The following is a 24,715-nucleotide window of genomic DNA, read 5'->3' on the forward strand; positions in this document are numbered from 1 at the left end:
CCCCTCGAAGAGGGTAGCCGGCGCATGACCGATCTCTCGCTTTCCAATCACGATGCCGCGGGCAAGACCGCGCCGCCCGCGGAGGCACGCGCGTTGCGATTGCCGACGCAATGGCTCGGCGTCGCACCGTTCTTCATCTTCGCCATCATGTTCCTGATTTTGCCCACGCTCTATCTGATGCTGGGCGCGTTCCAGAATGATGCCGGCGAGTTCACGCTCGAGAACATCGTGGCGCTGGCGCAGCCGTCGATCGTTGCCGCTTACTGGATATCGATCAAGGTAAGCCTGGCCTCGGCGCTGATCGGCGCTTTCGCGGGCCTGGCGATCGCCATCGCCATCGTGCGCGGCGGGCTGCCGGACTGGATACGCTCGGCGACCCTGACCTTTTCCGGCGTGGCCTCCAATTTCGCCGGCGTGCCGCTGGCCTTCGCCTTCCTGGCCACGCTCGGCCGGCTCGGTCTTGCCACGGTGATCCTGAACACCGTGTTCGGCCTCAACATCTACGCCCACGGCTTCAACATCCTGTCCTTCTGGGGCCTGACGCTGACCTATGTCTATTTCCAGATTCCGCTGATGGTGGTTATCATCACGCCGGCGATCGACGGTTTGAAGAAGGAATGGGGTGAAGCAGCCGCCACGCTTGGCGCGACCACCGCGCAATATTGGCGCATCGTGGTCATCCCGGTGATCTGGCCGAGCTTTCTCGGCACCGTGATCCTGCTTTTCGCCAACGCCTTCGGGGCGATCGCCACCGCCTATGCGCTGACCGGCTCGTCGCTCAACATCGTGCCGATCCTGCTCTACGCGCAAATCCGCGGCGACGTGCTGCACAATGCCCATCTCGGCTACGCGATCGCCTTCGGCATGATCGTCATCACCGGCCTGGCCAATGTCTTCTACATCTGGTTCCGGACCCGTTCCGAGAGGTGGCTGAAATGAAGTCGGGCAAATTCTGGGCCTGGGTGGTCTTCATCCTCGGCGCGGCCTATTTCTTCATCCCGTTGATCGCGACGGTGGAATTTTCGATGCGCATGCGGCGCGGCGCCTATTCCTTCGACGCCTACCGGATCGTGCTCGGCGACGCGCGTTTCCAGGCGACCTTCCTGTATTCGGTGGTCGCCGCCATCTTCACCATCATTCTGGGTGTGCTGATCGTGGTGCCGGCAGCCTATTGGATCCGATTGCGGCTGCCGCAGCTCAGGCCGGTCGTCGAGTTCATCACGCTTTTGCCGTTGGTCATCCCGGCCATCGTCATCGTTTTCGGCTATATCAGGATGTATGGCTCGAATTCACCCTTGCCGTTCCTCGGATCCGATATGGGAACCAACGCCTTGCTGGTCATCGGCTATGCGACCCTGGCGCTGCCCTATATGTATCGTGCCGTCGATACGGGGCTCAGAACCATCGATGTGCGGACGTTGACGGAAGCGGCCCAGATCCTCGGGGCCGGCTGGGGCACGATCATCACCCGCGTCATCCTTCCAAATGTGCTGATTGCGGTGTTGTCCGGCGCCTTCCTGACATTCGCCATCGTCATCGGCGAGTTCACGATGGCGAGCCTGCTGAACCGGCCGGCTTTCGGCCCGTACCTGCAGAATGTCGGGGCCAACCGCGCCTATGAGCCCGCGGCCCTTGCCATCATCGCCTTCGTCATCACCTGGGGCTGCATGTCGCTGATCCAGATCCTGTCGCGCTTCGCGCCGAAATCGGCTAATCGTCCGAACTGACCCGAAAGAAAAAGCCATGGCCGAGCCATTCCTCTCCATCCAGCATGTGCGAAAATCCTTCGGCGCCACCACCGTTGTCGAGGATTTCAATCTCGACGTGGAACCGGGCGAGTTCGTCTCTTTCCTCGGCCCGTCAGGCTGCGGCAAGACGACGGTGCTGCGCATGGTCGCCGGCTTCGAGGAGCCGTCGGCCGGCAAGATCGTCGTCGGCAGCAAGGACATCACCAGGCTGAAGCCGAACCAGCGCAATGTCGGCATGGTGTTCCAGGCCTATGCGCTGTTCCCGAACCTGACCGTGGCGCAGAACATCGGCTTCGGACTGAAAGTCGCCGGCCTGTCCAGGGCGGATATCGACGCCCGTGTCGCCGAAATGCTCGGCATCATCAAGCTGCCGCAGATGGCCGACCGCTATCCTTATCAGCTCTCGGGCGGCCAGCAGCAGCGCATCGCGCTGGCCCGCGCGATCGCACCGAAGCCGAAGCTCTTGCTGCTCGACGAGCCGCTGTCGGCGCTTGATGCCAAGGTGCGCGTCTCGCTGCGCGAGGAAATCCGCTCGATCCAGAAGAAGCTCGGCATCACCACCATCTTCGTCACCCATGACCAGGAAGAGGCGCTGTCGATCTCCGACCGCATCGCGGTGATGTATGGCGGCAAGGCCGAGCAGGTCGGCACGCCCTTCGAGATCTACAACCGGCCGGCAACCAAGTTCGTCGCCAATTTCGTCGGCACGCTGAACGTGCTGGAAGGCACCGTCACCGACGCCGCGTTGGGCAAGGTCCGTGTCAACACCGAGGAAGTTTCGCTCAAGGGCAAGCTCAACGGCTCGAAGTCCGGCGATACGCTGTCATTGGCGCTGCGGCCGGAAGCCATTTCGCTCGGCCGCCAGCCCGGTCGCGATTCAAGCCTGTCCGGTGAGATCTCCGAAGTGCACTTTCTCGGCTCGGTGATCCGGGTCCGGGTCGGCATCGGCGGCAACACCGTCTCACTCGACACGTTCAACAGTTCGACGACGCCACCGCCGGCCGTTGGCGAGAAGGCGGAGATTTCCTTCTCGTCGGGCGACCTGCTGGTGCTGCACTGACGCGGCCGCAGCGCCCAGCCGATCCGGTCACCGGTCCAGTTGCCGGACGATGCACTCCTATTGGACAATCAACAGCATCCTGCCGCTTTGCCACTGCCAAGAGCTCCGCTTCGCCGCTACGATGAGCCATGGCGCTATTTGAGCTCACCCTTGTCCTCCTGCTGATCGCCGTTGCGCTAACGGCGCTGTCGCGGCGCCTGCAGGTTCCTTACCCCGCCTTGCTGGCGCTTGCGGGCGCCGGCCTTGGCTTCCTGCCCGGCGCGCCGACGATCGAGATCGATCCGGAACTGGCGCTTGCGCTGTTCATTGCGCCGGTGCTGCTCGACGCGGCCTACGACACATCGCTGCGCGATCTTAACCGCTACAGACTGCCGCTTGTGCTGCTGGCGCTTGGCGCGGTCGTTTTCACGACCGCCGTCGTAGCACTGGTCGGCTGGAAAATGGCCGGCCTGCCGATCGCCGCCGCCATAGCCCTCGGCGCCATCGTGGCGCCGCCGGACGCGGTTGCCGCGAGCGCCGTGCTCGGGCAGTTCAAGGTGCCGCACCACATCACGGCCATCCTTCAGGGCGAAAGCCTGCTCAATGACGCCACCGCGCTTTTGATCTACCGCATCGCGATCACTGCCGCCGCCGGTCCAGTTCTTTTGGGCAGTGCCGTTCCGATGGTCCTGCTGTCGACCATCGGCAGCCTGGCCGCGGGCTATCTGCTCGGCCGGCTGTCCCAGGCGATGCTTGGCCGTATCGAGGATGCGGCGAGCGGCACCGTCGTCCAGTTCGCCGGGACGTTCGGCGTCTGGATCCTGGCTGACAGGCTGGGGCTTTCGGCCATCATCACCATCGTGGTCTATGCCATGACCATCGCGCGCACCGCACCGCGCCGCATGTCGGCCAGAAAGCGCGTCAGCTCCTATTCCGTCTGGGAGACGGCGGTGTTCGTGCTCAACGTGCTGGCTTTCGTGCTGATGGGCCTGCAGGCGCGGCTGATCGTCGGTCGCCTGGCCGAGCAGGGACAGTCCGAGGCGTTCCTGTTTGCAGGGACTGTCCTGGCCGTCGTCATCGTTTCCCGCCTTGCCTGGGTGCTGGGCTGCGGCGCCGTGATCCGATGGCTTGCCCGCTTCGGCAACGCGGAGCAGCGGCAAGAGGTGCCGTCGTTTCGCGGCGGGGTGCTGATCGGCTGGTGCGGCATGCGCGGCCTGGTGACGCTCGCGGCTGCCTTCGCATTGCCGGCGGACTTTCCCGGCCGTGATCCCATCGTGCTCACCGCCTTTTGCGTGGTGCTGGGCACGCTTGTCCTGCAAGGCATGAGCCTGAAGCCGTTGCTGCGCCTGCTTCGTCTCGAACCGGACGAGACCATAGACCGCGAGGTCGCGCAGGCGCGTGTCGCCATCATGCAAGCGGCCCTCGACATATTGAGCGGCAAGACCTCGACCGCGGCGGCGGCGGTGCGCGAGCAGTATGCCGCCCAGCGCAAGATCGCCAAGAACCCCGACGATGCCCAGGCAGCAACCGAGTACGACCGGCTGCGGCTCTATGCCATCAAGCGCCAGCGCGACGCGCTGGAAGAACTTCGCCGCAACGGGACGATCGGGGACGAGGCCTATCACCGCCTGGAGGAAGAGATCGACTGGTCGGAACTGGCGGCTTCCCCGGCGGGACGGTTCCAGCCGCTGACGACATAGGCGAGGCGAGTGGCTTTTGCGTCGTGGCCCAGCCGGGCCGCCGTGGCGGTCCATTGCAAGGTCGCCGTCGAAACGCTACTGCCATCACCAAACTGAGCCGGATAAGCAATGAAGCTGGTCAGCTACAATATCCAATACGGGTTCGGCAGCGACGGCCTCTACGATCCGGCGCGCGCCGCGCGCATTGTTGCCGGCGCCGATATCATCGCCTTGCAGGAGGTCGAGCGGCACTGGCGGCGCAGCAATTTCGACGACCAGCCGGAGCTGCTTTCGCGCCTGCTGCCGGGCTATCATTGGGTCTACGGCCCGGCCTTCGACATGGATGCCAGCGAACAGCGTGACGGCCGCATCATCAACCGGCGCCGGCAGTTCGGCACCATGGTGCTGTCGAAGCTGCCGATCGTCTGGTCGCGGCTGCATGCGCTGCCGATGCGCCGCACACTGCGACCGCTCAACACCCGCAACGCGGCGCTCGAATGCATGATCCGTACGCCAGCGGGTCCGGTGCGGGTGCTTTCATTGCATCTCGCCCATATCGCTGCTGAAGAACGGCTGGAGCAGATCGACTATCTGCTTGCCGAGCATCGCCGGGCGCCCTCCGATGGCGGGCCATGGAGCGGCGCCGACGACGAGCCGGCGCGCAACTGGAGCAATGGCGAGCCCGAGCCGGAGAACCCGCTGGCGGCGATCTGGATGGGCGATTTCAACATGGAGCCGGGCAGCGCCGAATACCGCCGCATCGTCGGCAGCACGCCCTATCATCGCGGTGCCGCCTATCTGGATGGGTTCGTCGATGCCGCTGCCGTAGCGATTGAACCGGCGGATGACTTTCACACGCACGAGAAGATCATCGACGGCAGGCTGGCAAAGCGCCGGCTCGATCATTGCTTCGTCGGCGGCCTGTTTGCCGGGCGGGTGCGCTCGGTCAGCTCGGACATTGGCGAAGTGGCTTCCGATCATTTTCCGGTCAGGGTCGACATCGATCTCGAAACGCCCGCCGGCCCCGGAGGCGGATGAGCCCCAAATGACGCTTTTCGTCTTCTTCGCGGTGCTTGCCGCAGCCGCCATGCACGCGATCTGGAATGCGCTGGTCAAGGTCCATCTCGACCGCTTCCTGTCGATCACCCTGATGACGCTTGGCATGGGATTTGCCGCGCTTTTCGCACTTCCCTTCGTCGAGGTGCCGAGGGCGGAGGTCTGGCTCTATATCATTGCCTCCGTCGTCTTCCACATGGGCTACCGGACCTTCCTGATCGGCGCTTACCAGGCTGGCGACTTCGCCCAGACCTATCCTCTGGCGCGCGGCACCGCGCCCTTGCTGGCGGCGCTTGGCGGTATGTTCGTGGTCGCCGAAGTGCCGGCGCCGCTCGCCATTCTGGGTATCCTTTTGCTGTCGGCCGGCACGCTGGTGATGTCGTTTCGCGGCGGCGCGCATCTGGAACGACTGAACCTGCGCGCGGTCGGCTTCGCGCTGGGGACCTCGATCTTCATCGCCAGCTACACGCTGTCCGATGGTAGCGGGGCGCGGCTGGCGGCCACGGCGCAGAGCTATGCCGCCTGGCTGTTCGTGTGCGATGCGCTTGGAGCGCTGGTGCTGTGCCTGATCTTCCGTGGACCGCGGGCCTTGCCGGTGCTGGCGCGGGACTGGAAAGCGGGGCTGTTCACCGGCGTGCTGAGCGGCGCTGCCTACTGGATCGTCATGTGGGCGATGACCAAGGCGCCGATCGCCTCGGTGGCGTCGCTGCGCGAGACCTCCATCCTGTTTGCCATGGTAATCTCGGTGTTCGCGCTCGGCGAGAAAATGACGGGCTGGCGCGGCGCCGCCGCCCTCAGCATCGTCGCCGGCGTCGTGGCGCTCAGACTCGGCTGACGTCGTGGTCCAGCACGGTCATCACCTGGCCGCGCCGTTCCGGACTGAAGCGGATGACGATGATGATGCAGACGGCGACCACGCCTGCGAACAGCGCCAGCGCGTAGCCGTAGCTGCCTCCGGGAGCCTCAGCTATGCCTGCCTGATAGGGACCGCCATAGGAGGCCGCGAGATTGCCGGCCTGGTAGATGAAGCCGGGCAGGGTCGCGCGCACCGCGCCGGGCGAGAGCTCGTTGAGGTGCACCGGAATGACGCCCCAGGCGCCCTGGACCGCGACCTGCATGACGAAGGCGCCGATGGCCAGCATGAAGGGCGTCGAACTGTAAGCCCATAGCGGGATGGACGGCAAGGCGATCAGGCAGGCGAGCGTGATCGCGTTGACGCGGCCGATCTTCTCGGACAGCGCGCCGAACGCCAGGCCGCCGACGATGGCTCCGATGTTGGCGACGATGGTGATCCAGCTCACCGTGTGCGGATCGAAGCCATGCTGCTTCTTCAGGAATGTCGGGTAGAGATCCTGCGTGCCGTGGCTGAAGAAGTTGAAGAACATCATCAGCACGACCGCATAGAGGGCGACGCCCCAGTGCTTTTGCAGCGTCTCCAGCATGCCGGGCCTCGCAGTCTTCCGCGCCTCGACGAAGGCCGGAGATTCCGGCACATGCGAGCGGATGAAAAGGACGATCAGGGCCGGGATGAAACTGAGCAGGAACATGGCGCGCCAGCCGATCGTGTAGCCGCCGATCGTCTGGTGATAGAGCAGGCCATAGACGACCGCCGCCAGGAGGTAGCCGGCCGGATAACCGCATTGCAGGATGCCCGAGACCATGCCGCGGGCGCTGGGCGGGATGGATTCCATGGCAAGCGAGGAGCCAAGTCCCCATTCGCCGCCCATGGCGATGCCGAACAGGGCGCGCAGCGCCAGGAATATGCCGAGATTGGGCGAGAAGGCGGCCAAAGCGCCGATCACGGAATAGCTGACGATGTTGAGCATCAGGATGGGCTTGCGCCCGAATTTGTCTGCCAACCTGCCGAAGAAGAACGCGCCAATGAAGCGCGTCGCAAGCGTCAGGAAGAGCGCCTTTGACACCGCCGGGACGTCGCTCTGGAATTCAGACGCAATATCGGTGAGCAGGAATGTCAGAAGGAAGAAATCGAAAGCGTCGAGCGTCCAGCCCAGGAATGAGGCAAGGACGGTTTTCTTCTGCTGCGAATTGAGCTTCACGGCGTTCCTCCTGATGTCGAGGAACGTTATCGCGTCCAGGCGAACAACCGTCAGTCACTTTTCGGAGAACCGGGTCACGTTTGCGTAGGGGGGTCACCGCGTCCACGGCCGCATTCCGGATCATGCACGGACAAACAAAAAGCCCGCCGGCCGAAGCCGACGGGCCGAAGTTTCATCAGCCCAGCAGGTGGTTTCAACTGACGCGAAGCACCTGGGAGCCCGAGTCGAGACATCGGCGGCAATGCGGTCAGCAACCTTCCGTCGTCGTTTTCATCTGGCCAGGGGCCGCGGACTTGGCGCTGGTATCCTGCTGACCGGGAGCTGCCTCCTTGGCGCTGCCTGTCTGTTGGCCCGGTGCGCAATCCTTCGCGGAGTTGGAGTTGGTCGACTTGGTCGTGGTCGAGTCCGTCTTCTGATCCGTCGGCATCGTTGTCGTCGTGGAGGAGGATCCGCTCGACGTCGTATTGGTCGATTGCGCCAGGGCAAGGCCGCCGGAAAGAATCATTATGGTGGAAGCGAGAAGAAGTCGTTTCATCATTCATCTCCTGGTGAGTGTCCCTTCGGCCGCATAACAAGGGAGTCCGCGAACGGTTCCGTGGAGTTTGGCGCCGTCGCCGTGGCATCGACGTGCCGGTTGTGGTGCGTCGACGACGATACACGGCCCGGCCCGGAACAAAGAAAAGCGCCGTTAGTTTCACCCGCAGGGCACTCAAACAGAAGGACGAGCATGATGAAAATGGCTATGGTAATCGCGCTTGCGGTGTCGTTTTCTGCGGGCTCTGCAATCGCGGCATGTCCGGACAAGTCGGCTGCCAACACGGGCGCCGACACCCAACAGACCGCCGGTATTTCGAAAGACGGCACCCACGCGCCCTTGGAAACTCCGAAGGCCAAGGATAGTGCCGGCAAACCGGCCGCCAAGGATGGCAGCACAATGCCGTTGGCTGGGGCGGAAGGCGGCGGTGACAAGAATCTCGCAACATCGCAGCAGGATATCGAGGCGCAGCAGCATGGCGACAAGACCGCGGCGGCAAAGGCCGACGACAGCTGCAATGACTAACGACGGAACAGGGCCGGAGCGGTTGTCGGCTCCGGCCTTTTCATCAAGTCTACAGAAGGTCGCGTATCGCGCTCGATCCAGACGTTACAGCGCAACGGTGGCACGCCTAGCGTGGCGACCTTCATGCCGCCCCGGCCGGATATTTTCAATTCCCCGGACATAGGCGGAAAGCTCCCCACCTCAGTCGTAGACGGTCGTTTGCTTTCCATGGCTTATCGACAGGATGGATCGGTGTAAGCGACCGGTGGGCCGCCTTGCTGGCACAGAAGCGGGCCCGCCTCGAAGCCATTGCCGTGGAGCGAGGTGGGCTGCGGAATTTCGGAGTTGCCGTCCCGAAGCTTCCGGCTTTCAAACTTCGCAATCAGCACGTTTGTTCCGCGTCAAAGACAACACCCATGAACAAGCCCCCGGCCGAAGCCAGCGGCTTGGTTCTGGATGTCGCTTTGTGGGCGCGCACCACTGGCGCGGCGATGCGGGCCCGACCACCGTTCGGAACGTCGGCCGGCAGCGTGTGGGAACGCTGCCGCCACCGAAATCAGCCACCGAATATCAGGTTCCGCTTATATGACAAACAGCCTTACCCAGCGAGACGAAACCGCCTCCGGCAAGTTCGAAGAACCGGCCGGCTGGAGCCAGCGGGCCTTCGACGGACCGCGAGTGTTTGCCTTCAGCAGTCAGAGCTATGCCTTGGACGAGGCGGCCTCAGAGTTCCGCGTCGTTCGATGGCCGAAGGGGAAGAGAAAGCCAAACGAAGAGCACTCCTCCGCGGCCAGGGCTATGATCATCTCATCGATTCTCTCAACCGTTTCTCTGCTCGCCTGGTCATCCCCATGAAGGCACTGACGCGCGCGCTTCAGGTGTCGTCGTGCGGCCTCGAAATCGCTGCCCATCCGTTCCTCCCGCTTAGAGAGACTCCAGATTCGAACAGTTCACTCCTTTAAGAAAGTCACCCGAAAGAGCGATTCGGTCGGCAATTGGAGGTAGATGTCCAAAACGCAGAAAGCCCGCCCCGGCGCGAGCCGAGACGGAGCTATTGAGTCGACGGAGGGCGGAGGGAAGCATGCCGCCTAACTCTCACGGCGCTGGTTGTCCCGTTCGGCTTTTTCTTGACCCCCGCCATATCGGGCGCAACACACAGGCTGTCACGGATCGGCCGCACCGGAATACTGAAGGGCACTATTCAGGAGCTCAGCGGGCGTTTTGTGCCGTTTCCGTGCAATCGGCACAAGAAGCTAAGTCTTTGAAAGGATGGTGGGCGTGACAGGGATTGAACCTGTGACCCCTGCAATGTCAATGCAGTGCTCTCCCGCTGAGCTACACGCCCATCCGAAGCCGCGCATACACCATTTTTGATCCGGCGCGTCAATAGCAGGAAAAAGGAAAGAAGGCTCCGTTTTGCCGCACCGGCCGATAGTCGCCGATGCCCTGGGCAAAAACGGCTCAGGCCGCCTGCAGCATCTTCTCGACCTCGTTGACGAGGTCGCGCAGATGGAACGGCTTCGACAGCACCTTGGCGTCTTTCGGCGCCTTGGAATCCGGGTTCAGCGCAACGGCGGCGAAACCCGTGATGAACATGACCTTGAGGTCGGGATCGATCTCGGTGGCGCGGCGGGCCAGCTCGATGCCGTCCATCTCAGGCATGACGATATCGGTCAAAAGCAGCGAGAACGGTTCCTCGCGCAGCCGCTCATAGGCACTGGCGCCGTTGTCGAAATCGCTGACCTGGTAACCGGCGCGCTCCAGCGCCTTGACGAGGAAGCGACGCATATCGTCGTCGTCTTCCGCCAGAAGAATGCGTGCCATGATATCCCGTCCGAATCACCCGCCCGGATTCTGCCGAAAGGCAGGGCCGTTAACCATCCTGTATATGAGGAGGCGAGGGTAAACATCAAGTGAACGAGGCGCGGCATAATCCGCATTGGTAAAGGCGGTGCCGGCGCCGAAATGCTGGACATGCGGCCCTCAAGGTGGCACTTTCATCCTATGATGCATTGGCGTTTTCGGGTTCGTTCAAATTGAAGACGGCAGCCGAGGATTTTTCGGTCGTTCCCCCCTTCGAAATCCGGTCGGGCGCCGAGCAGCGCGTCCCCTTCCTCTTCAACTCACCCCACAGCGGGCGCCACTATCCGGAGCGCTTCCTCGCCATGGCGAGGCTCGACCGCAACGCCATTCGCCGGTCCGAGGACTGCTATGTCGACGAGCTGTTCGGCGGCGCGGTGACGCTTGGCGCGCCGATGCTCGCGGCAAATTTCCCGCGTGCCTATCTCGACGTCAACCGCGAGCCGTGGGAACTCGATCCGCGCATGTTCGCCGAGCCGGTGCCGTCCTTCTGCAACATCCGTTCCGCGCGCGTGGCCGGCGGGCTCGGCACCGTTCCGAAGCTGGTCGGTGAAGGCCTCGACATCTATTCCGGCCGCCTGCCGCTGGCCGAAGCGGTTGCCCGCATAGAGGCCGTCTACAAACCCTATCATGAGACGCTGAAACGGCTGTTGACGCGAACCCACGCGCGTTTCGGCTTTGCGGTGCTGATCGACTGTCACTCGATGCCGGCGAGCATCCGCGTCGGCGACAGCGGCCTGCGGCCCGATTTCATCATCGGAGACCGCTTCGGCATCTCAGCCACTGCGGCATTGACCGAGACCGCAATCGGCCTGCTCAACGCCATGGGCTATACCGTCGCCCACAACAAGCCCTATGCCGGCGGCTTCATCACCGAACACTACGGTCGCCCGGCGCGCCATCTCCATGCGCTGCAGATCGAGGTCAATCGCGGGCTCTATATGAACGAGCGGACATTCGAGAAAGCGGCGGGCTTCGACGCACTGGCCGACGACCTGGCGCGATTTTCGGCCGACCTGATGGCCATGCCCGACCACCATTTCATGGATCTGCCGCTGGCCGCGGAGTGAACAGAGCCTGTTTCATTATTTGGCGCCATCCCCCAGCCGCCGCATAATCTCGGGCGATATGGAGCGGGATTGGTGGGGGATTGGAATTGGCGGCGAAAAAAAGACCGCATCGTTCGCACGATACGGTCGAAGTCTAGGGAGGAAACGCCCAAGGAGGGCATGGACAGGAAACCCTGTCCGAGATCAAGGGTATGGTGCGCTGCACAAATGTCAAGCGACCTACCGGCCTTTTTAATTCAGAGTGATGTGGAAATTGCGTTTCGGTGGCGCTGTCGTGTTATTCCGGCAACAGTCGGCGCGGCGAAAAATCCTCGAACACCCTTGTCTTGGCGCGGAACTGGCGGCACACGTGGGCTCGGGCATGCTGCAATGCGGGAGAATCAGTTGGACATCAGCATCGATTTCATGCGCCGCATCGCGCAGGCGGCGGCGGCGGAAACCTTGCCGCGCTTCCGCAGCCAGGGTGCGGTCGCCAACAAGGAAAAGGGCAGCTTCGATCCGGTCACCGAAGCCGATCGCGAAGCCGAGCGTGCCATCCGGGCGCTGATATCGGCGCAATATCCGGACCATGGCATTCTCGGCGAGGAACATGGAAGCGAGAATATTTCCAGCAGGCATGTCTGGGTAATCGATCCGATCGACGGCACGCGCGCCTTCATCTCCGGCCTGCCGGTGTGGGGGACGCTGGTCGGATTGACGGTGGAGGGCGATGCCGTTGCCGGATTGATGTCGCAGCCCTTCACCGGCGAGCTCTTCTACGCCAACGCCTCCGGCTCCCATTATGAGGGCCCGGGCGGGCCGCGCAAACTGGTCACACGCAAGACGACGAGCCTTGCTGAGGCAACGCTGTTCACCACGACGCCGGCGCTGTTCAAGGGCGAGGCGCGGCTGCGCTACGACCAGTTCGAGAGGCAGGTGCAACTCGCTCGCTATGGCACCGACTGCTACGCCTTCGCCATGGTTGCCGCGGGAAGCGTCGACATCGTCGCCGATCCCGGACTGAAGCCCTATGACATCGTGGCGCTGATCCCGATCATCGAGAAGGCGGGCGGCGTGGTCACCACCTTCGACGGCGGGCCGGCCGAGAATGGCGGCGACATATTGGCGGCGGCGACGCCCGAGCTTCATGCGGCAGCGATGGCGGCCCTGCGCGGCTGAGCATCCGGTGCTCAAGGACCACTTTGTCCGATTGGTGCAGGCCTTAGGCGTCTGAGAGACGCAGGCCCCATAGAATGAGCGCGAAAGCGATAAGGCCGGTCGGCGCGGACGAATAGGCGATGCTTTTGATCGCGTATTCCTGAAAGGCGCTTCCATGGGCGGCTCCTGCCGCCAGCGGCATCGTCTCGTTGCCGGCCCCCCAGAGGCTGGCCATCACATAGGCGGCCAAGATGGCCAGGGCTGAATAGATCAGGAGCCAGAACGCAATCCGCGACATCGCGACGTCGAGATTGAGCCTGGACCAGACGAGACCCAGCGCCAGCAGCAGGACGCCCTGCAAGGCGCTGAGCGTGTGAACCGACAGCCCGAGCCGCGGTGCGGCGAGGTATGGGATGGCGAACCCTTCGAATGAGGAAAACAGCAGGAGGGCGATGCCGAGCTGCAGCAGGCGATGGCCCTGGCGTGGCAGCGTGTCCGATGTGTTCATGACCGCTCCTCCCGATCCCGTCGACTGACCTCTGCGGACGGTAACTAGCGCCCGGCGCCTGAACGGGAACTGGGCGTCGAGCTGCCTCCGGTCGAACGGCCGAATTGAGAAGCATGCGTAGCCGTTAAAACTGCCGAGGCGTCGGCGCGATCATCGTCCGACATAGATCGTGCAAGACGCGGGGGTGCCGGGAACGGGCGTTGTCAGCGGATAGCGGGGCTACCAATCGGATCATGGAGTTTCGCCCGCCAGGCACGAGCCGGCGCCGGAACCGGCTCGGCAATACACGCCATCAGGCCGTCGGGTCGTCGCTGCCAGGAATGAAGGCGTCGAAGGCGGCGAGGAATTGCTCGCGGTAGATGTCGGCCTCCTGCAGGATCTCGTGACGCGCGCCGTCGATCATGAGCAGCGAGCCGAGGCGCAGACGCCTGGCATAGGCTTCCACGGCCTTGGTCGAGACGACCTGATCGGCACCGGCGGCGATGACCAGCAGGGGGACCCGGATGCGGGCCATGAATTCGGGATCGCTTACCACTTCCGCGGCTTCGGCAGCCGCTCTCAGCCAGCGGATCGTCGGGCCGCCAAGCGCCAGTTGCGGGTGATCCTCGTAGATCCTGGTGTTGCGCCGGTAGCGTTCCGGATCCGTCGTCACCTTGTTGGTGTCGAAGGGAGCGGTCACCTTCGGCCGCGGCCCCCAGGCGGCGTAGAGCCGGCCAAGGCCCAGGGCACAAAACAGTGAACAGACACGGCGGACCGTCCGGATCGAGACCGGCAGGTCGGGCAAGGTGAAGAACGGCGCGATCAGCACCATGCGCCGCACGCGGTTGACCATGGACGGCGAAGCAAGCAGCGTGATCACGGCGCCGGCCGAATGGGCAAGGATGTAGTACGGCCCGCGGCAGTCCGGCAGCACGATCTCCTCGAAGAATTGTTCAAGGTCGGCGGTGTAGTCGCGAAAGGACCTGATATAGCCGCGCTGGCGATCGCGGATCAGCCGGTCGGAGCCGCCTTGGCCGCGCCAGTCCAGCGTGGCGACGCCGAACCCGCGTGCCGCAAGATCGCGGATGGTTTCGAAATATTTCTCGATGCACTCGTTGCGACCGGACAGCAGCACCACGGTGCCCTTCATCGGGCGGGCGACCGCGGCGAACAGGCCATAGCGTATCTTCTTGCCGTCGCGTGCGGTGAAAAAGCCGCCAGTGGCATTTTCCGGTCGCGGGTTGCCCTCAGTTTCATGAAAAAGGGGAGTTTCGTGAAAAAGGAGATCCGTCATTCGGCGCTTCGTGCTCGGCGTCTCGCATGCCTGCCTTTCGTGGCCGGCCTCGCCAAGGTTGATAGCCGTCCAGGGGCGAAAAGCAAAGGAATTCCGGGAGGCATCGGATCGGCAGCAGGGAAGGCCGGAAGCCGCTATGCGCGGACTTCCGGCCCCTGTCGATCCGGGAGGAAGGGACGTTGCACCCGGTTCGGCCTCGTCGCGGCGCCCGGTCCATGCAAATCCGGCGCCGCTTGTCCTTGATGTCGAGAGCAGTCTAGCGGCGGCTGTCTGAACGCGCGCAAAAGCGCCGGTTCATCTGCCGTTCATCCTCGATTTTTTGCCGGGAGCCAAAATCTTGAAATGGCTTTGCCCGCTCCCCAAATGTGGATTGCGGCCGCCAATGTCGGGGTCGCTGGTCAAACCGGAACGCCGCTCACGGGTTTCGCACCGGCCAAACGCAAACCTTGTTGCTCAACAGGAGAACACACTATGCGTCACGTTGATTTTTCCCCGCTCTATCGTTCGACCGTCGGCTTCGACCGTCTCTTCACCATGCTCGACTCGCTTGCGCAGCCTGATGGCGCGCAGACCTATCCGCCCTACAATATCGAGCGCACCGGTGAGGATGCCTACCGCATCTCGATGGCTGTCGCCGGCTTCTCGGACGAGGAGATCTCGATCGAGGCCCACCGCAATGTGCTGACCGTGAAAGGCGAGCGCAAGGATGAGGGCACCGGCGAGGGTTCCGAACTGCTCTATCGCGGCATTGCCTCCAGGGCTTTCGAGCGCCGCTTCCAGCTTGCCGACCACGTCGAAGTCGTGGGCGCCACGCTGAAGAACGGCCTGCTCTTCGTCGACCTGAAGCGCAACATCCCCGAGGAACTGAAGCCGCGCAAGATCGCGATCACTTCGGCTCCGGCCAAGGCCAAGCAGATCGAGGCCAAGACCGCTGCGTAATTTCTAAGTCTCCTCCCGAGACGGGAAGCGGCGCCGAAAGGCGCCGCTTCTTTTTAATTTGCCGGGAATAGCAATTATCCTGCGATCAACTGGCCAAAGCGGTCGACTTCCTCCGACGTCGTCGCAAAACTGGTGACGAAGCGATAGAGCAATTCGTCCTCGCCGATATGGCCTTCGAAGCCATGTGGCTTGTGCCAGTCGAAGAAAACAGCACCCGCCGCCTGAAGCCTGTCCGCTTCGGCTTTTTTCATCACCGCGAAAACCTCGTTCGCTTGCGGCAGCCAGGCCAGTTTCGCCGTCTGGGAATCCTCGATCGCCGCGGCAAGGCGGGCAGCCATGGCATTGGCATGCCTGGCGGTGTCGAGCCACAGGCCGTCGCGGAAATAGGCCTCGAACTGTGCCGCGATAAAGCGCGATTTGGAAAACAGCTGGGCAGCGCGCTTGCGCAGGAAGGCCAATTCCCGGGCCCGGTCGAGATCGAACAGCACGATCGCCTCCGCGCACCAGCAGCCGTTCTTGGTGCCGCCGAAAGACAGGATATCGACGCCACTTTTCCAGGTCATTTCGGCGGGCGTGGTGTCGAGCGCGACCAGTGCATTGGCAAAGCGGGCGCCGTCCATATGCAATGGCACGGAATGTTGCCGGGCGATGGCCGAGATCGCGGCGATGTCATGCAGGCCGTAGACCGTGCCGACCTCCGTCGACTGGGTAATCGAGACCGCCATAGGCCGGCCCCAATGGACCACCTCGCCGGCGAAACGGCCGATCGCCGTTTCCAGATTGTGCGGATCGATCCGGCCCAGCGCGCCGTCGACGGCATGCAGCCGCGAGCCGCCTGAGAAATATTCCGGTGCGCCGCACTCATCTTCGATGACATGCGATTCGCGATGAGCGAAGGAAATGCCGCCGGGCTTGTTGTAGGCGGTCAGCGCCAGCGAATTGGCGGCGGTGCCGGTGGCCACGAAGAACACCGCAACTTCGCGTTCGAAGATTTCGCTGAAGCGCTGGGAGACCGCCTGGTCGAGCGCGCCATCGCCATAGGCGGTGGAAAAGCCGCCGGCGTGGGCCGAGAGGCCGGAGGCGATGTTGGGGTGGGCGCCTGCCCAATTGTCGGAAGCGAAGAACATGCATCTGCCTGTGCTGGGAAAATCGCTGCAACCTTGACCGGTTTCATGGCTGGCTCGCAAGGGCCAGACGCCAGAAAACGGGTAAAGCCAGCGAGCTGCCGAAAACCAGCAGGGACCGAAGCTTGCGTTTGGCGGACATCTCACGAAACTTTGTGTCGCGGAACGCCGAAGTTTTTTGTGAATCGGTCTTGTATGCGCCCGGCTTTTCTGCCATAAAAATTTAGGACAGTAGTGCTGTCTTATTTTGTCGCGCAAAACAGGCTGGATTGGCGTATTCTAAGCCTCTCCGGCTTTTGCCGCGAGCGACAGGTGGACGGCCGTGCTCTGGCCTGTACGATACCGGATGCGAACCGCGCGGTGAGCCGCATGGTTCGGCAAGGATTTCGCAAGACGTGCCGTAAGGATGAAGGGGAAGCAATGCGCTTCCCGAGGCAAATCAGCGCCCGCAAGGAAGCGGAATGGAGGACAGGACGATGACGGAATTGACGCACGCTGCGACGAACGGCAAGGCCGCGCAGACGAAAGCGGCAGCCGTCAAAACCCTGGCCAATAACCGCCGCACCGGTTTGACCGCCCAAGGCCTTTACGATCCGCGCAACGAGCACGATGCCTGCGGTGTCGGCTTCATCGTCAACATGAAGGGCGCGAAGTCGCACACGATCGTCGAGGACGGGCTTTCCATGCTCGAAAACCTGACGCATCGCGGCGCCGTCGGCGCCGATCCGCTGATGGGCGACGGCGCGGGCGTGCTGGTGCAGATACCCGACGGCTTCTTCCGCGAGGAGATGGCCGCGCAGGGCGTCGAGCTGCCGCCGGCGGGGCAGTATGGCGTCGGCCATTGGTTCATGCCGCAGGATGCTGCGCTGCGCGCCCATGTCGAGGACATCATTGCCGAATCGGCGCAGTCCGAGGGGCTGCCGCTGCTCGGCTTCCGTGACGTGCCGGTCGACAATTCGTCGCTCTCCAAGGCGCCGGATATCGTGGCATCCGAGCCGTTCCACCGGCAGGTCTTCATCGGCCGCACGGCTGACATCCCCGACGACGAGGAGTACGAAGCCAGGCTCTATCTGCTGCGCAAGGTCATATCGGGCCGCATCTACGCCGAGAACGACAACAAGGACATCGGCGCCTACTGCGTGTCGCTGTCGGCGCGCACCATCGTCTATAAGGGCATGTTCCTGGCCTATCAGGTCGGAGCCTATTACAAGGATCTCAACGATCCGCGCTTCGAAACGGCGCTGATCCTCGTCCACCAGCGCTTCTCCACCAACACCTTCCCGTCGTGGAAGCTGGCGCATCCCTATCGCATGGTCGCGCACAATGGCGAGATCAACACCGTGCGCGGCAACAACAACTGGATGGCGGCGCGCCAGGCGTCGGTCGATTCCGAGCTGTTCGGCAACAACATCTCCAAGCTCTGGCCGATCTCCTATGAGGGCCAGTCCGACACCGCATGTTTCGACAATGCGCTCGAGTTCCTGTTCCAGGGCGGGTACAGCCTCAGCCACGCCATGATGATGCTGATCCCGGAGGCCTGGGCGGGCAACAAGCTCATGGACGCCGACCGCAAGGCTTTCTACGAATACCATGCGGCGCTGATGGAGCCGTGGGACGGGCCGGCCGCTGTCGCCTTCACCGACGGACGCCAGATCGGCGCCACGCTCGACCGCAACGGCTTGCGCCCGGCACGCTACATCGTCACCGACGACGACCGGGTCATCATGGCCTCCGAGGCCGGCGCGCTGCCGGTGCCGGAGGAAAGGATCGTCCAGAAGTGGCGGCTGCAGCCCGGCCGCATGCTTTTGATCGATCTTGCCAAGGGCCGCATCGTTTCCGACGAGGAGATCAAGTCGGAGATCGCCACCAGGCATCCCTACAAGACCTGGCTCGCCAACACGCAGCTCATCCTGGAGGACCTGAAGCCGGTCGAGCCGCGCGCGCTGCGCAAGGATGTCAGCCTGCTCGACCGCCAGCAGGCGTTCGGCTACACCCAGGAAGACACCAAGCTCTTGATGTCGCCGATGGCCACCACAGGCCAGGAAGCCGTCGGTTCGATGGGCACCGACACGCCGATCTCGGCGATGTCGGACAGATCGAAGCTGCTCTACACCTATTTCAAGCAGAACTTCGCCCAGGTCACCAACCCGCCGATCGACCCGATCCGCGAGGAACTGGTGATGAGCCTGGTGTCCTTCATCGGCCCGCGGCCCAACATATTCGACCTGGTCGGCAGTTCGCGCCGCAAGCGGCTGGAAGTGCGCCAACCGATCCTGACCAATGGCGATCTCGAAAAGATCCGCTCCATCGGCCACACCGAGGATCGGTTCGACACCAAGACGATCGACATCACCTATGCCTCGATCGAGGGCGCGGCCGGCATGCAGGGCGCCATCGATCGCCTCTGCGAGCGGGCGGAAGCGGCGGTCGCCGGCGGCTACAACATCATCATCCTGTCCGACCGCCAGCTCGGGCCGGACCGCATCGCCATTCCAGCACTTCTGGCCACGGCCGCGGTGCATCATCATCTGATCCGCAAGGGGCTGCGCACCTCGGTCGGGCTCGTGGTGGAATCCGGCGAGCCGCGCGAGGTGCATCATTTCTGCTGCCTCGCCGGTTACGGCGCCGAAGCGATCAATCCCTATCTCGCCTTCGACACGCTGCTCGACATGCACAAGCGCGGCGAACTGCCTGAAGAGGTCGACGCCTACGAAGTCGTGTCGCGCTACATCAAGTCGATCGGCAAGGGCATCCTCAAGGTGATGTCGAAGATGGGCATCTCGACCTACCAGTCCTATTGCGGCGCGCAGATCTTCGACGCCATCGGGCTGAAGTCGGATTTCGTGGAGAAGTATTTCACCGGCACCGCCACGCTGATCGAAGGCGTCGGGCTGGACGAGATCGCCGAGGAGACGTTCAGGCGCCACACGGATGGTTTCGGCAACGATCCGGTGCTGCGCAACAGCCTGGATGTCGGCGGCGAATATCTGTTCCGCATGCGCGGCGAGGCGCATATGTGGTCGCCCGACGCCGTCGCCACCTTGCAGCATGCCGTGCGCCAGGGTTCCTGGGATACCTTCAAGGAGTATTCCGCGCAAATCGACAGCGAGACAGCGCGCGCGCAGACTATTCGCGGCCTGTTCAAGATCAAGTTGGCGGAAGACACCGGCCGCAGGAAGGTTGCGCTCGACGACGTCATGCCCGCGGCCGAGATCGTCAAGCGCTTCTCGACCGGAGCGATGTCGTTCGGCTCGATCTCCAGGGAAGCACACACGACGCTGGCGCGCGCCATGAACGCCATCGGCGGCAAGTCGAACACCGGCGAGGGCGGCGAAGAGGCGGACCGCTATCTGCCGCTGCCCGGCGGCGGCAAGAATCCCGAACGTTCGGCGATCAAGCAGATCGCTTCCGGGCGGTTCGGCGTGACGGCCGAATATCTCGTCAACTCCGACGTCATGCAGATCAAGGTGGCGCAAGGCGCCAAGCCCGGCGAGGGCGGCCAGTTGCCCGGCCACAAGGTCGACGCCACCATCGCCAAGGTCCGTCACTCGACGCCCGGCGTCGGCCTGATCTCGCCGCCGCCGCATCACGACATCTATTCGATCGAGGATCTGGCGCAGCTGATCTACGATCTGAAGAACGTGAACCCGGCGGCCGACATTTCGGTCAAGTTGGTGTCGGAAGTCGGCGTCGGCACGGTCGCGGCCGGCGTCGCCAAGGCGCGCGCCGACCACATCACCATCTCGGGCTACGATGGCGGCACGGGTGCCTCGCCGCTGACATCGCTCAAGCATGCCGGCAGCCCGTGGGAGATGGGCCTTGCCGAGACGCACCAGACGCTGGTGCTCAACGGTCTCAGGTCGCGCGTGGCGCTGCAGGTCGATGGCGGATTGCGCACGGGCCGCGACGTCATCATCGGCGCGCTGCTCGGCGCCGACGAGTTCGGCTTCTCGACCGCGCCGCTGATCGCGGCCGGCTGCATCATGATGCGCAAGTGCCATCTCAACACCTGCCCGGTCGGCGTGGCGACGCAGGATCCGGTGCTGCGCAAGCGCTTCAAGGGCACGCCCGAGCACGTCATCAACTTCTTCTTCTATGTCGCTGAAGAGGTGCGCGGGCTGCTTGCCGAAATGGGCTTCACCCATATCGACCAGATCATCGGCGACGCCGATCTCCTGGAAAAGCGCGACGTGATCCAGCATTGGAAGGCGCGCGGGCTCGACTTCTCGAAGATGTTCTACAAGCCCGATGCGCCCCATGAGGCGGTGCACTGGACCGAGCGGCAGAAGCACCCGATCGACGACGTGCTCGACCGCAAGCTGATCGAGCTGGCCAAGCCGGCACTGGAGGCCAAGCAACCGGTCAAGATCGAGGTTGACATCCGCAATGTCGACCGCTCGGCGGGCGCCATGCTGTCGGGCGAGGTGGCCAAGCGCTTCAAGCACAAGGGCCTGCGCGAGGATACGATCCAGGTGAAGCTGACCGGCACCGCCGGCCAGTCCTTCGGCGCCTTCCTGGCGCGCGGCATCTCCTTCGAGCTGGTCGGCGCCGGCAACGACTATGTCGGCAAGGGCCTGTCGGGCGGCCGCATCGTCATCCGGCCGCCGGATGAAGCCAAGATCGTCGCGGCCGAGTCCATCATTGTCGGCAACACGGTGCTCTATGGCGCTACCGAAGGCGAGGCCTATTTCGCCGGTGTCGCCGGCGAGCGTTTCGCGGTGCGCAACTCGGGCGTCGTCACCGTCGTCGAGGGCGTCGGCGACCATGGCTGCGAATACATGACCGGTGGCATCGTCGTCGTCATCGGCAAGACCGGCCGCAACTTCGCCGCCGGCATGTCGGGCGGCGTCGCCTATGTGCTGGACGAGGCGGGCGATTTCGCCGAGCGCTGCAACATGGCCATGGTCGAGCTGGAGCCGGTGCCGGAAGAAGACGACCTGATGGAAAAGCTGCTGCACCACGGCGGCGACCTCGATCACAAGGGCCGCGTCGACGTCTCGGGTGACATGACCAGCCATGACGAGGAACGGCTCTACCAGCTGATCTCGAACCACGTGCACTACACGGGCTCGGTGCGCGGCCGCGAGATCCTCGACAATTGGGCGGCTTTCCGGCCGAAATTCCGTAAGATCATGCCGGTCGAATACCGCCGCGCGCTGATCGAGATGGAACGCATGCGCATGAGCGTGGCGGCCGAATAGATCTTCGCAAAGGCCGGGAAGCCCAGGCTTCCCGGCTCCATGTCACTGACAATTTGACCTCTCGCGGAAGGTTGCCACGGCTGCCTGAAGAGGTTAACGGGTGCGGCGAAAACCGCACCATCTGGACAGCAGGAACTGGACTATGGGCAAGGTAACAGGCTTTCTCGAGATCGACCGGCAGGTGCACAAGTATCAGCCGGCCTCCGACCGCATCCGGCATTTCCGCGAGTTTACGCTGCCGATGTCGGACAAGGAGGTCGAGAAACAGGCCGCGCGCTGCATGGATTGCGGCATCCCGTTCTGTCACGGGCCGACCGGCTGCCCGATCCACAACCAGATCCCGGACTGGAACGACCTCGTCTACAACAGGGACTGGGACAATGCGATCCGCAACCTGCATTCGACGAACAATTTCCCCGAATTCACCGGCCGCATCTGTCCCGCGCCTTGCGAGGAAGCCTGCACGCTGAACCTCGAGGACATTCCGGTGGCCATCAAGACGGTCGAGCAGGCGATCGCCGACAAGGCCTACGAGACCGGCCATATCAGGCCTTATCCGCCGGAGAGGAAGACGGGCAAGCGCGTCGCCGTCATCGGCTCCGGCCCGGCCGGCATGGCCGCCGCCCAGCAGCTCGGCCGCGCCGGCCATGATGTCCATGTCTACGAGCGCGAAAGCCGGCCAGGCGGGCTGATGCGCTACGGCATTCCCGACTTCAAGATTGAGAAGCACTATATCGATCGCCGCATCGAGCAGATGCAGGGCGAAGGCGTGACCTTCCATTGCGGCGTCAATGTCGGCGTCGACAAGCCCGTGGCCGAACTGCTCGCCGAACACGACGCGGTGCTCTATTGCGGCGGATCCGAGACCCCGCGCGCGGCCAACATCCCCGGCGACGATCTCGGCGGCGTCTACGACGCGATGCCCTATCTGGTGCAGCAGAACCGGCGTGTCGGCGGCGAGCCGATCCAGTCGGTGGCGTGGCCTTCGCACCCGATCATCGCCAGCGGCCAGCATGTCGTCGTCGTCGGCGGCGGCGATACCGCTTCCGACTGCGTCGGCACCGCCTTCCGCCAGGGCGCCGTGCGCGTCACCCAGCTCGACATCCGGCCGCAGCCGCCGGAGAAGGAAGACAAGCTGGCGGTCTGGCCCTACTGGGCGACCAAGATGCGCACCTCCTCCTCGCAGGCCGAGGGCGCAGAGCGCGAATTCCAGGTGGCGACACTCGAATTCATCGGCGAGGAAGGCCAGCTGACCGGTGTCAAATGCTGCGAGGTCGACGACAAGCGCCAACCGATCGCCGGGACCGAGTTCGTCATCCGCGCCGATCTCGCCTTCATCGCCATCGGCTTTGCCGGGCCGGCGATGGCCGGCGTGGTTTCGGAACTCGAAGGGGAGATGAAGATCGTCACCGACAGCCGGCGCTCCCGCAATGTCGAGGCCAATGACCGCGACTACCGGACCAGCGTCGACAGGCTCTATGCCGCGGGTGACGTGCGCCGCGGCCAGTCGCTGGTGGTGTGGGCGATCCGCGAAGGCCGCCAGGCGGCGCGTTCGATCGACGAGGCACTGATGGGTTCGAGCGTCCTGCCCCGCTGAGTCCGTTTGGAAACTCTACTCCTGCGGCCATAAGGCGTTTTCTGCGCTTCCGGTGCTCCCATACCCAAAAAGTACGCTTCGCTCCGGTTCTCGAAAACGCCACCCTATGGCTCGCAGCAGCGAGTTCCGAAACCGGTTTCGGGCCCTCCGCTGCTAGCTAAGGAGTGATCGCCGTCGTCGTGCCAGTCGAGACGGCGGTGGCCGCTGGATTTGTCTTGGGCGGCCAGGAGAAATCGTCGGCGCGGCCGGGCGAAGCCGCCGGCGCCTTGCCCTCGACCACCAGCTTTTCGCCGGGCAGGCCCGGATTGGGCTTTGCGGGCGGTCCGGCGCCAAGCAGTTCCGTGCCGCCGTCGAGCGCGGGATCGCTGAGCAGCATCGGCGCGGTGCGGTCAATGACGATGGGAGCGGCGGCTGGCGCCGGGGCCTCGACCGGCGCGCCGGCAGGAGCAGCGGTCGGGGCGACGCTTCCCGGCGCGGCCAGGCCCAGCACCTTCATCAATGGCTTTTCGGTATAGAAGGCGAGCTTGCGCTTGCCGGCCTTCGACATGTTGATGCCGTCATCGGAGCGCAGCCGCACGGGCTGACCGTTGATGTCGGGGCCACTGGTGACGAAGGCGCCGTTCTCGTCGACGAACCCATCCCAGATATCGACGAATTCGCCGCCATGGCTTTCGGCCGCCTGGCGGTAGATGTCGTTGAAGGCGAGCATGTCGGATGTCATCTTCGAAACCCTGAACGCCGGCATGCCGACCCACAGGAAAGGCACCTTGGCCGAGGCGATGGCCTTGCCGAACGCTTCGGTGCGACGTTCGTATTCCTTGGTCCAGGTCTCGGAACGTGGCGGCTCGCGCACATCCCCCATCTTCATCGGCTGGCGGTCGTTGGAACCCAGCATCACGACCACGGCGGCGGGCTTTTCGGTCTCTATCAGCGATTTGATCTGTTCGGGCCAATTGTAGAAATCATCGCGCACGAAGCCCGACGAGCCATTGGAGCGAGCGATGATCCTGACACTGGTATTCTCGGCAAAGGCGGTGTCGAGACCCTCGGCGAGCCCGGCCGCCATGAAATCGCCGACCACCAGGACAACACGGGCGTCCGGCGCCTTCTCGGCGATCGGGGTTTCCGGTTCCGCGGGCGGACGCGGGGCGCGCGGCTTTTTTACCTTGGGCCTGGGCCTCGGCTTCTCGATGTCCAGAGGCGGCTCGAACCGCTCGCTGCGGCGCGGGAACAGAAGGTCACGCAATGACCAGCCGCGGCTTTGCTGTTCCTGCGCCATGGCGGGCGCATGGAAGGCGCCTGCCATGGCGACGGCGAGCACGGCAACGGCCAGGAACAGCACCAGCATGCGGGGAACCAACGTCCCGATGCGCGCAGCCCAAGCCAAT

19 protein-coding genes and 1 tRNA gene are annotated in these 24,715 nt (G+C 63.7%); 12 read left to right on the top strand and 8 right to left on the bottom strand.

Going from position 1 to position 24,715, the window contains the following annotated elements:
* Positions 1–24 precede the first annotated feature (24 nt).
* The 6 genes from LB551_RS11330 (at position 25) to LB551_RS11355 (ending at position 6,357) form a co-directional block, all read left to right on the top strand.
* Positions 25–939 (top strand): ABC transporter permease, encoded by a 915-nt coding sequence (locus tag LB551_RS11330; RefSeq protein ID WP_140496302.1) that lies wholly within the window; start codon positions 25–27, stop codon positions 937–939.
* A complete protein-coding gene (locus LB551_RS11335; RefSeq protein WP_140549584.1) occupies positions 936–1,727 on the top strand; it encodes an ABC transporter permease in 792 nt (263 codons plus the stop codon). Before LB551_RS11330 ends, LB551_RS11335 begins: the two co-directional genes overlap by 4 nt.
* A 16-nt stretch (positions 1,728–1,743) precedes the next feature.
* Entirely contained in the window at positions 1,744–2,808 is a 1,065-nt protein-coding gene (locus LB551_RS11340; RefSeq protein WP_224623978.1) for an ABC transporter ATP-binding protein, read from the top strand.
* A gap of 128 nt (positions 2,809–2,936) precedes the next feature.
* Complete coding sequence (locus LB551_RS11345; protein WP_140549586.1) at positions 2,937–4,487, top strand: cation:proton antiporter; 1,551 nt, start codon at positions 2,937–2,939, stop codon at positions 4,485–4,487.
* 108 nt (positions 4,488–4,595) lie between these two features.
* Positions 4,596–5,504 (top strand): endonuclease/exonuclease/phosphatase family protein, encoded by a 909-nt coding sequence (locus tag LB551_RS11350; protein ID WP_224659208.1) that lies wholly within the window; start codon positions 4,596–4,598, stop codon positions 5,502–5,504.
* Between the two features lie 7 nt (positions 5,505–5,511).
* On the top strand, positions 5,512–6,357 hold the full coding sequence (locus LB551_RS11355; protein WP_140496297.1) for an EamA family transporter: 846 nt from the start codon (positions 5,512–5,514) through the stop codon (positions 6,355–6,357).
* On the opposite strand, the gene LB551_RS11360 is transcribed toward LB551_RS11355, so the two are convergent.
* Together LB551_RS11360 and LB551_RS11365 are read right to left on the bottom strand one after the other, a co-directional pair.
* Entirely contained in the window at positions 6,344–7,579 is a 1,236-nt protein-coding gene (locus LB551_RS11360; protein WP_224659209.1) for an MFS transporter, read from the bottom strand. The genes LB551_RS11355 and LB551_RS11360 overlap by 14 nt on opposite strands.
* Before the next feature lie 247 nt (positions 7,580–7,826).
* Positions 7,827–8,114 carry a hypothetical protein gene (locus LB551_RS11365; protein ID WP_224659210.1) on the bottom strand — a complete coding sequence of 96 codons (288 nt, stop codon included), beginning with the start codon at positions 8,112–8,114 and terminating at the stop codon, positions 7,827–7,829.
* A gap of 60 nt (positions 8,115–8,174) precedes the next feature.
* Here LB551_RS11365 and LB551_RS11370 point away from each other — a divergent pair, with 60 nt between their 5' ends.
* Positions 8,175–8,639, top strand: coding sequence for a hypothetical protein (locus LB551_RS11370; RefSeq protein ID WP_224623972.1), 465 nt, complete (start codon positions 8,175–8,177; stop codon positions 8,637–8,639).
* 1,249 nt (positions 8,640–9,888) lie between these two features.
* On the opposite strand, the gene LB551_RS11375 is transcribed toward LB551_RS11370, so the two are convergent.
* Positions 9,889–9,963, bottom strand: a tRNA-Val gene (locus LB551_RS11375).
* Between the two features lie 116 nt (positions 9,964–10,079).
* Entirely contained in the window at positions 10,080–10,442 is a 363-nt protein-coding gene (gene cpdR, locus LB551_RS11380; RefSeq protein ID WP_006199474.1) for a cell cycle two-component system response regulator CpdR, read from the bottom strand.
* A gap of 164 nt (positions 10,443–10,606) precedes the next feature.
* Between cpdR and LB551_RS11385 the strand changes: the two genes are divergently transcribed.
* Entirely contained in the window at positions 10,607–11,548 is a 942-nt protein-coding gene (locus LB551_RS11385; protein ID WP_224659211.1) for an N-formylglutamate amidohydrolase, read from the top strand.
* Positions 11,549–11,932: 384 nt separating this feature from the next.
* Positions 11,933–12,706: a histidinol-phosphatase gene (hisN, locus tag LB551_RS11390; protein ID WP_140513691.1), complete on the top strand. Its 774-nt coding sequence runs from the start codon at positions 11,933–11,935 to the stop codon at positions 12,704–12,706.
* Positions 12,707–12,749: 43 nt separating this feature from the next.
* Here the strand turns inward: hisN and LB551_RS11395 are convergent, their stop codons facing one another.
* Together LB551_RS11395 and LB551_RS11400 are read right to left on the bottom strand one after the other, a co-directional pair.
* Complete coding sequence (locus LB551_RS11395) at positions 12,750–13,193, bottom strand: hypothetical protein (protein WP_224659212.1); 444 nt, start codon at positions 13,191–13,193, stop codon at positions 12,750–12,752.
* Positions 13,194–13,485: 292 nt separating this feature from the next.
* On the bottom strand, positions 13,486–14,466 hold the full coding sequence (locus LB551_RS11400) for an alpha/beta fold hydrolase (RefSeq protein WP_140549595.1): 981 nt from the start codon (positions 14,464–14,466) through the stop codon (positions 13,486–13,488).
* Between the two features lie 471 nt (positions 14,467–14,937).
* Between LB551_RS11400 and LB551_RS11405 the strand changes: the two genes are divergently transcribed.
* Complete coding sequence (locus tag LB551_RS11405) at positions 14,938–15,405, top strand: Hsp20 family protein (RefSeq protein ID WP_140496288.1); 468 nt, start codon at positions 14,938–14,940, stop codon at positions 15,403–15,405.
* 74 nt (positions 15,406–15,479) lie between these two features.
* Here the strand turns inward: LB551_RS11405 and LB551_RS11410 are convergent, their stop codons facing one another.
* Entirely contained in the window at positions 15,480–16,532 is a 1,053-nt protein-coding gene (locus tag LB551_RS11410) for a threonine aldolase family protein (RefSeq protein WP_140549596.1), read from the bottom strand.
* A 473-nt stretch (positions 16,533–17,005) separates the two neighbouring features.
* Between LB551_RS11410 and gltB the strand changes: the two genes are divergently transcribed.
* Entirely contained in the window at positions 17,006–21,730 is a 4,725-nt protein-coding gene (gene gltB / locus LB551_RS11415; protein WP_224659213.1) for a glutamate synthase large subunit, read from the top strand.
* 142 nt (positions 21,731–21,872) lie between these two features.
* Positions 21,873–23,327: a glutamate synthase subunit beta gene (locus LB551_RS11420; RefSeq protein WP_224623966.1), complete on the top strand. Its 1,455-nt coding sequence runs from the start codon at positions 21,873–21,875 to the stop codon at positions 23,325–23,327.
* Between the two features lie 157 nt (positions 23,328–23,484).
* On the opposite strand, the gene LB551_RS11425 is transcribed toward LB551_RS11420, so the two are convergent.
* Positions 23,485–24,714 (bottom strand): DUF459 domain-containing protein, encoded by a 1,230-nt coding sequence (locus LB551_RS11425; protein ID WP_224659214.1) that lies wholly within the window; start codon positions 24,712–24,714, stop codon positions 23,485–23,487.
* Between the last annotated feature and the right edge of the window lies 1 nt (position 24,715).

Origin of the sequence: Mesorhizobium sp. BR1-1-2, from assembly GCF_020165435.1 — a bacterium.
In the GTDB taxonomy this organism is placed as follows: Bacteria; Pseudomonadota; Alphaproteobacteria; order Rhizobiales; family Rhizobiaceae; genus Mesorhizobium.

What these genes read in the sequence shown, in the direction of transcription:
- cpdR (WP_006199474.1), bottom strand. Translation starts at nt 10,442, where the DNA reads ATGGCACGCATTCTTCTGGCGGAAGACGACGACGATATGCGTCGCTTC.
- LB551_RS11335 (WP_140549584.1), top strand. Translation starts at nt 936, where the DNA reads ATGAAGTCGGGCAAATTCTGGGCCTGGGTGGTCTTCATCCTCGGCGCG.
- LB551_RS11365 (WP_224659210.1), bottom strand. Translation starts at nt 8,114, where the DNA reads ATGAAACGACTTCTTCTCGCTTCCACCATAATGATTCTTTCCGGCGGC.
- LB551_RS11395 (WP_224659212.1), bottom strand. Translation starts at nt 13,193, where the DNA reads ATGAACACATCGGACACGCTGCCACGCCAGGGCCATCGCCTGCTGCAG.
- LB551_RS11420 (WP_224623966.1), top strand. Translation starts at nt 21,873, where the DNA reads ATGGGCAAGGTAACAGGCTTTCTCGAGATCGACCGGCAGGTGCACAAG.
- gltB (WP_224659213.1), top strand. Translation starts at nt 17,006, where the DNA reads ATGACGGAATTGACGCACGCTGCGACGAACGGCAAGGCCGCGCAGACG.
- LB551_RS11405 (WP_140496288.1), top strand. Translation starts at nt 14,938, where the DNA reads ATGCGTCACGTTGATTTTTCCCCGCTCTATCGTTCGACCGTCGGCTTC.
- LB551_RS11400 (WP_140549595.1), bottom strand. Translation starts at nt 14,466, where the DNA reads ATGACGGATCTCCTTTTTCACGAAACTCCCCTTTTTCATGAAACTGAG.
- LB551_RS11330 (WP_140496302.1), top strand. Translation starts at nt 25, where the DNA reads ATGACCGATCTCTCGCTTTCCAATCACGATGCCGCGGGCAAGACCGCG.
- LB551_RS11345 (WP_140549586.1), top strand. Translation starts at nt 2,937, where the DNA reads ATGGCGCTATTTGAGCTCACCCTTGTCCTCCTGCTGATCGCCGTTGCG.
- LB551_RS11350 (WP_224659208.1), top strand. Translation starts at nt 4,596, where the DNA reads ATGAAGCTGGTCAGCTACAATATCCAATACGGGTTCGGCAGCGACGGC.
- LB551_RS11410 (WP_140549596.1), bottom strand. Translation starts at nt 16,532, where the DNA reads ATGTTCTTCGCTTCCGACAATTGGGCAGGCGCCCACCCCAACATCGCC.
- LB551_RS11340 (WP_224623978.1), top strand. Translation starts at nt 1,744, where the DNA reads ATGGCCGAGCCATTCCTCTCCATCCAGCATGTGCGAAAATCCTTCGGC.
- LB551_RS11355 (WP_140496297.1), top strand. Translation starts at nt 5,512, where the DNA reads ATGACGCTTTTCGTCTTCTTCGCGGTGCTTGCCGCAGCCGCCATGCAC.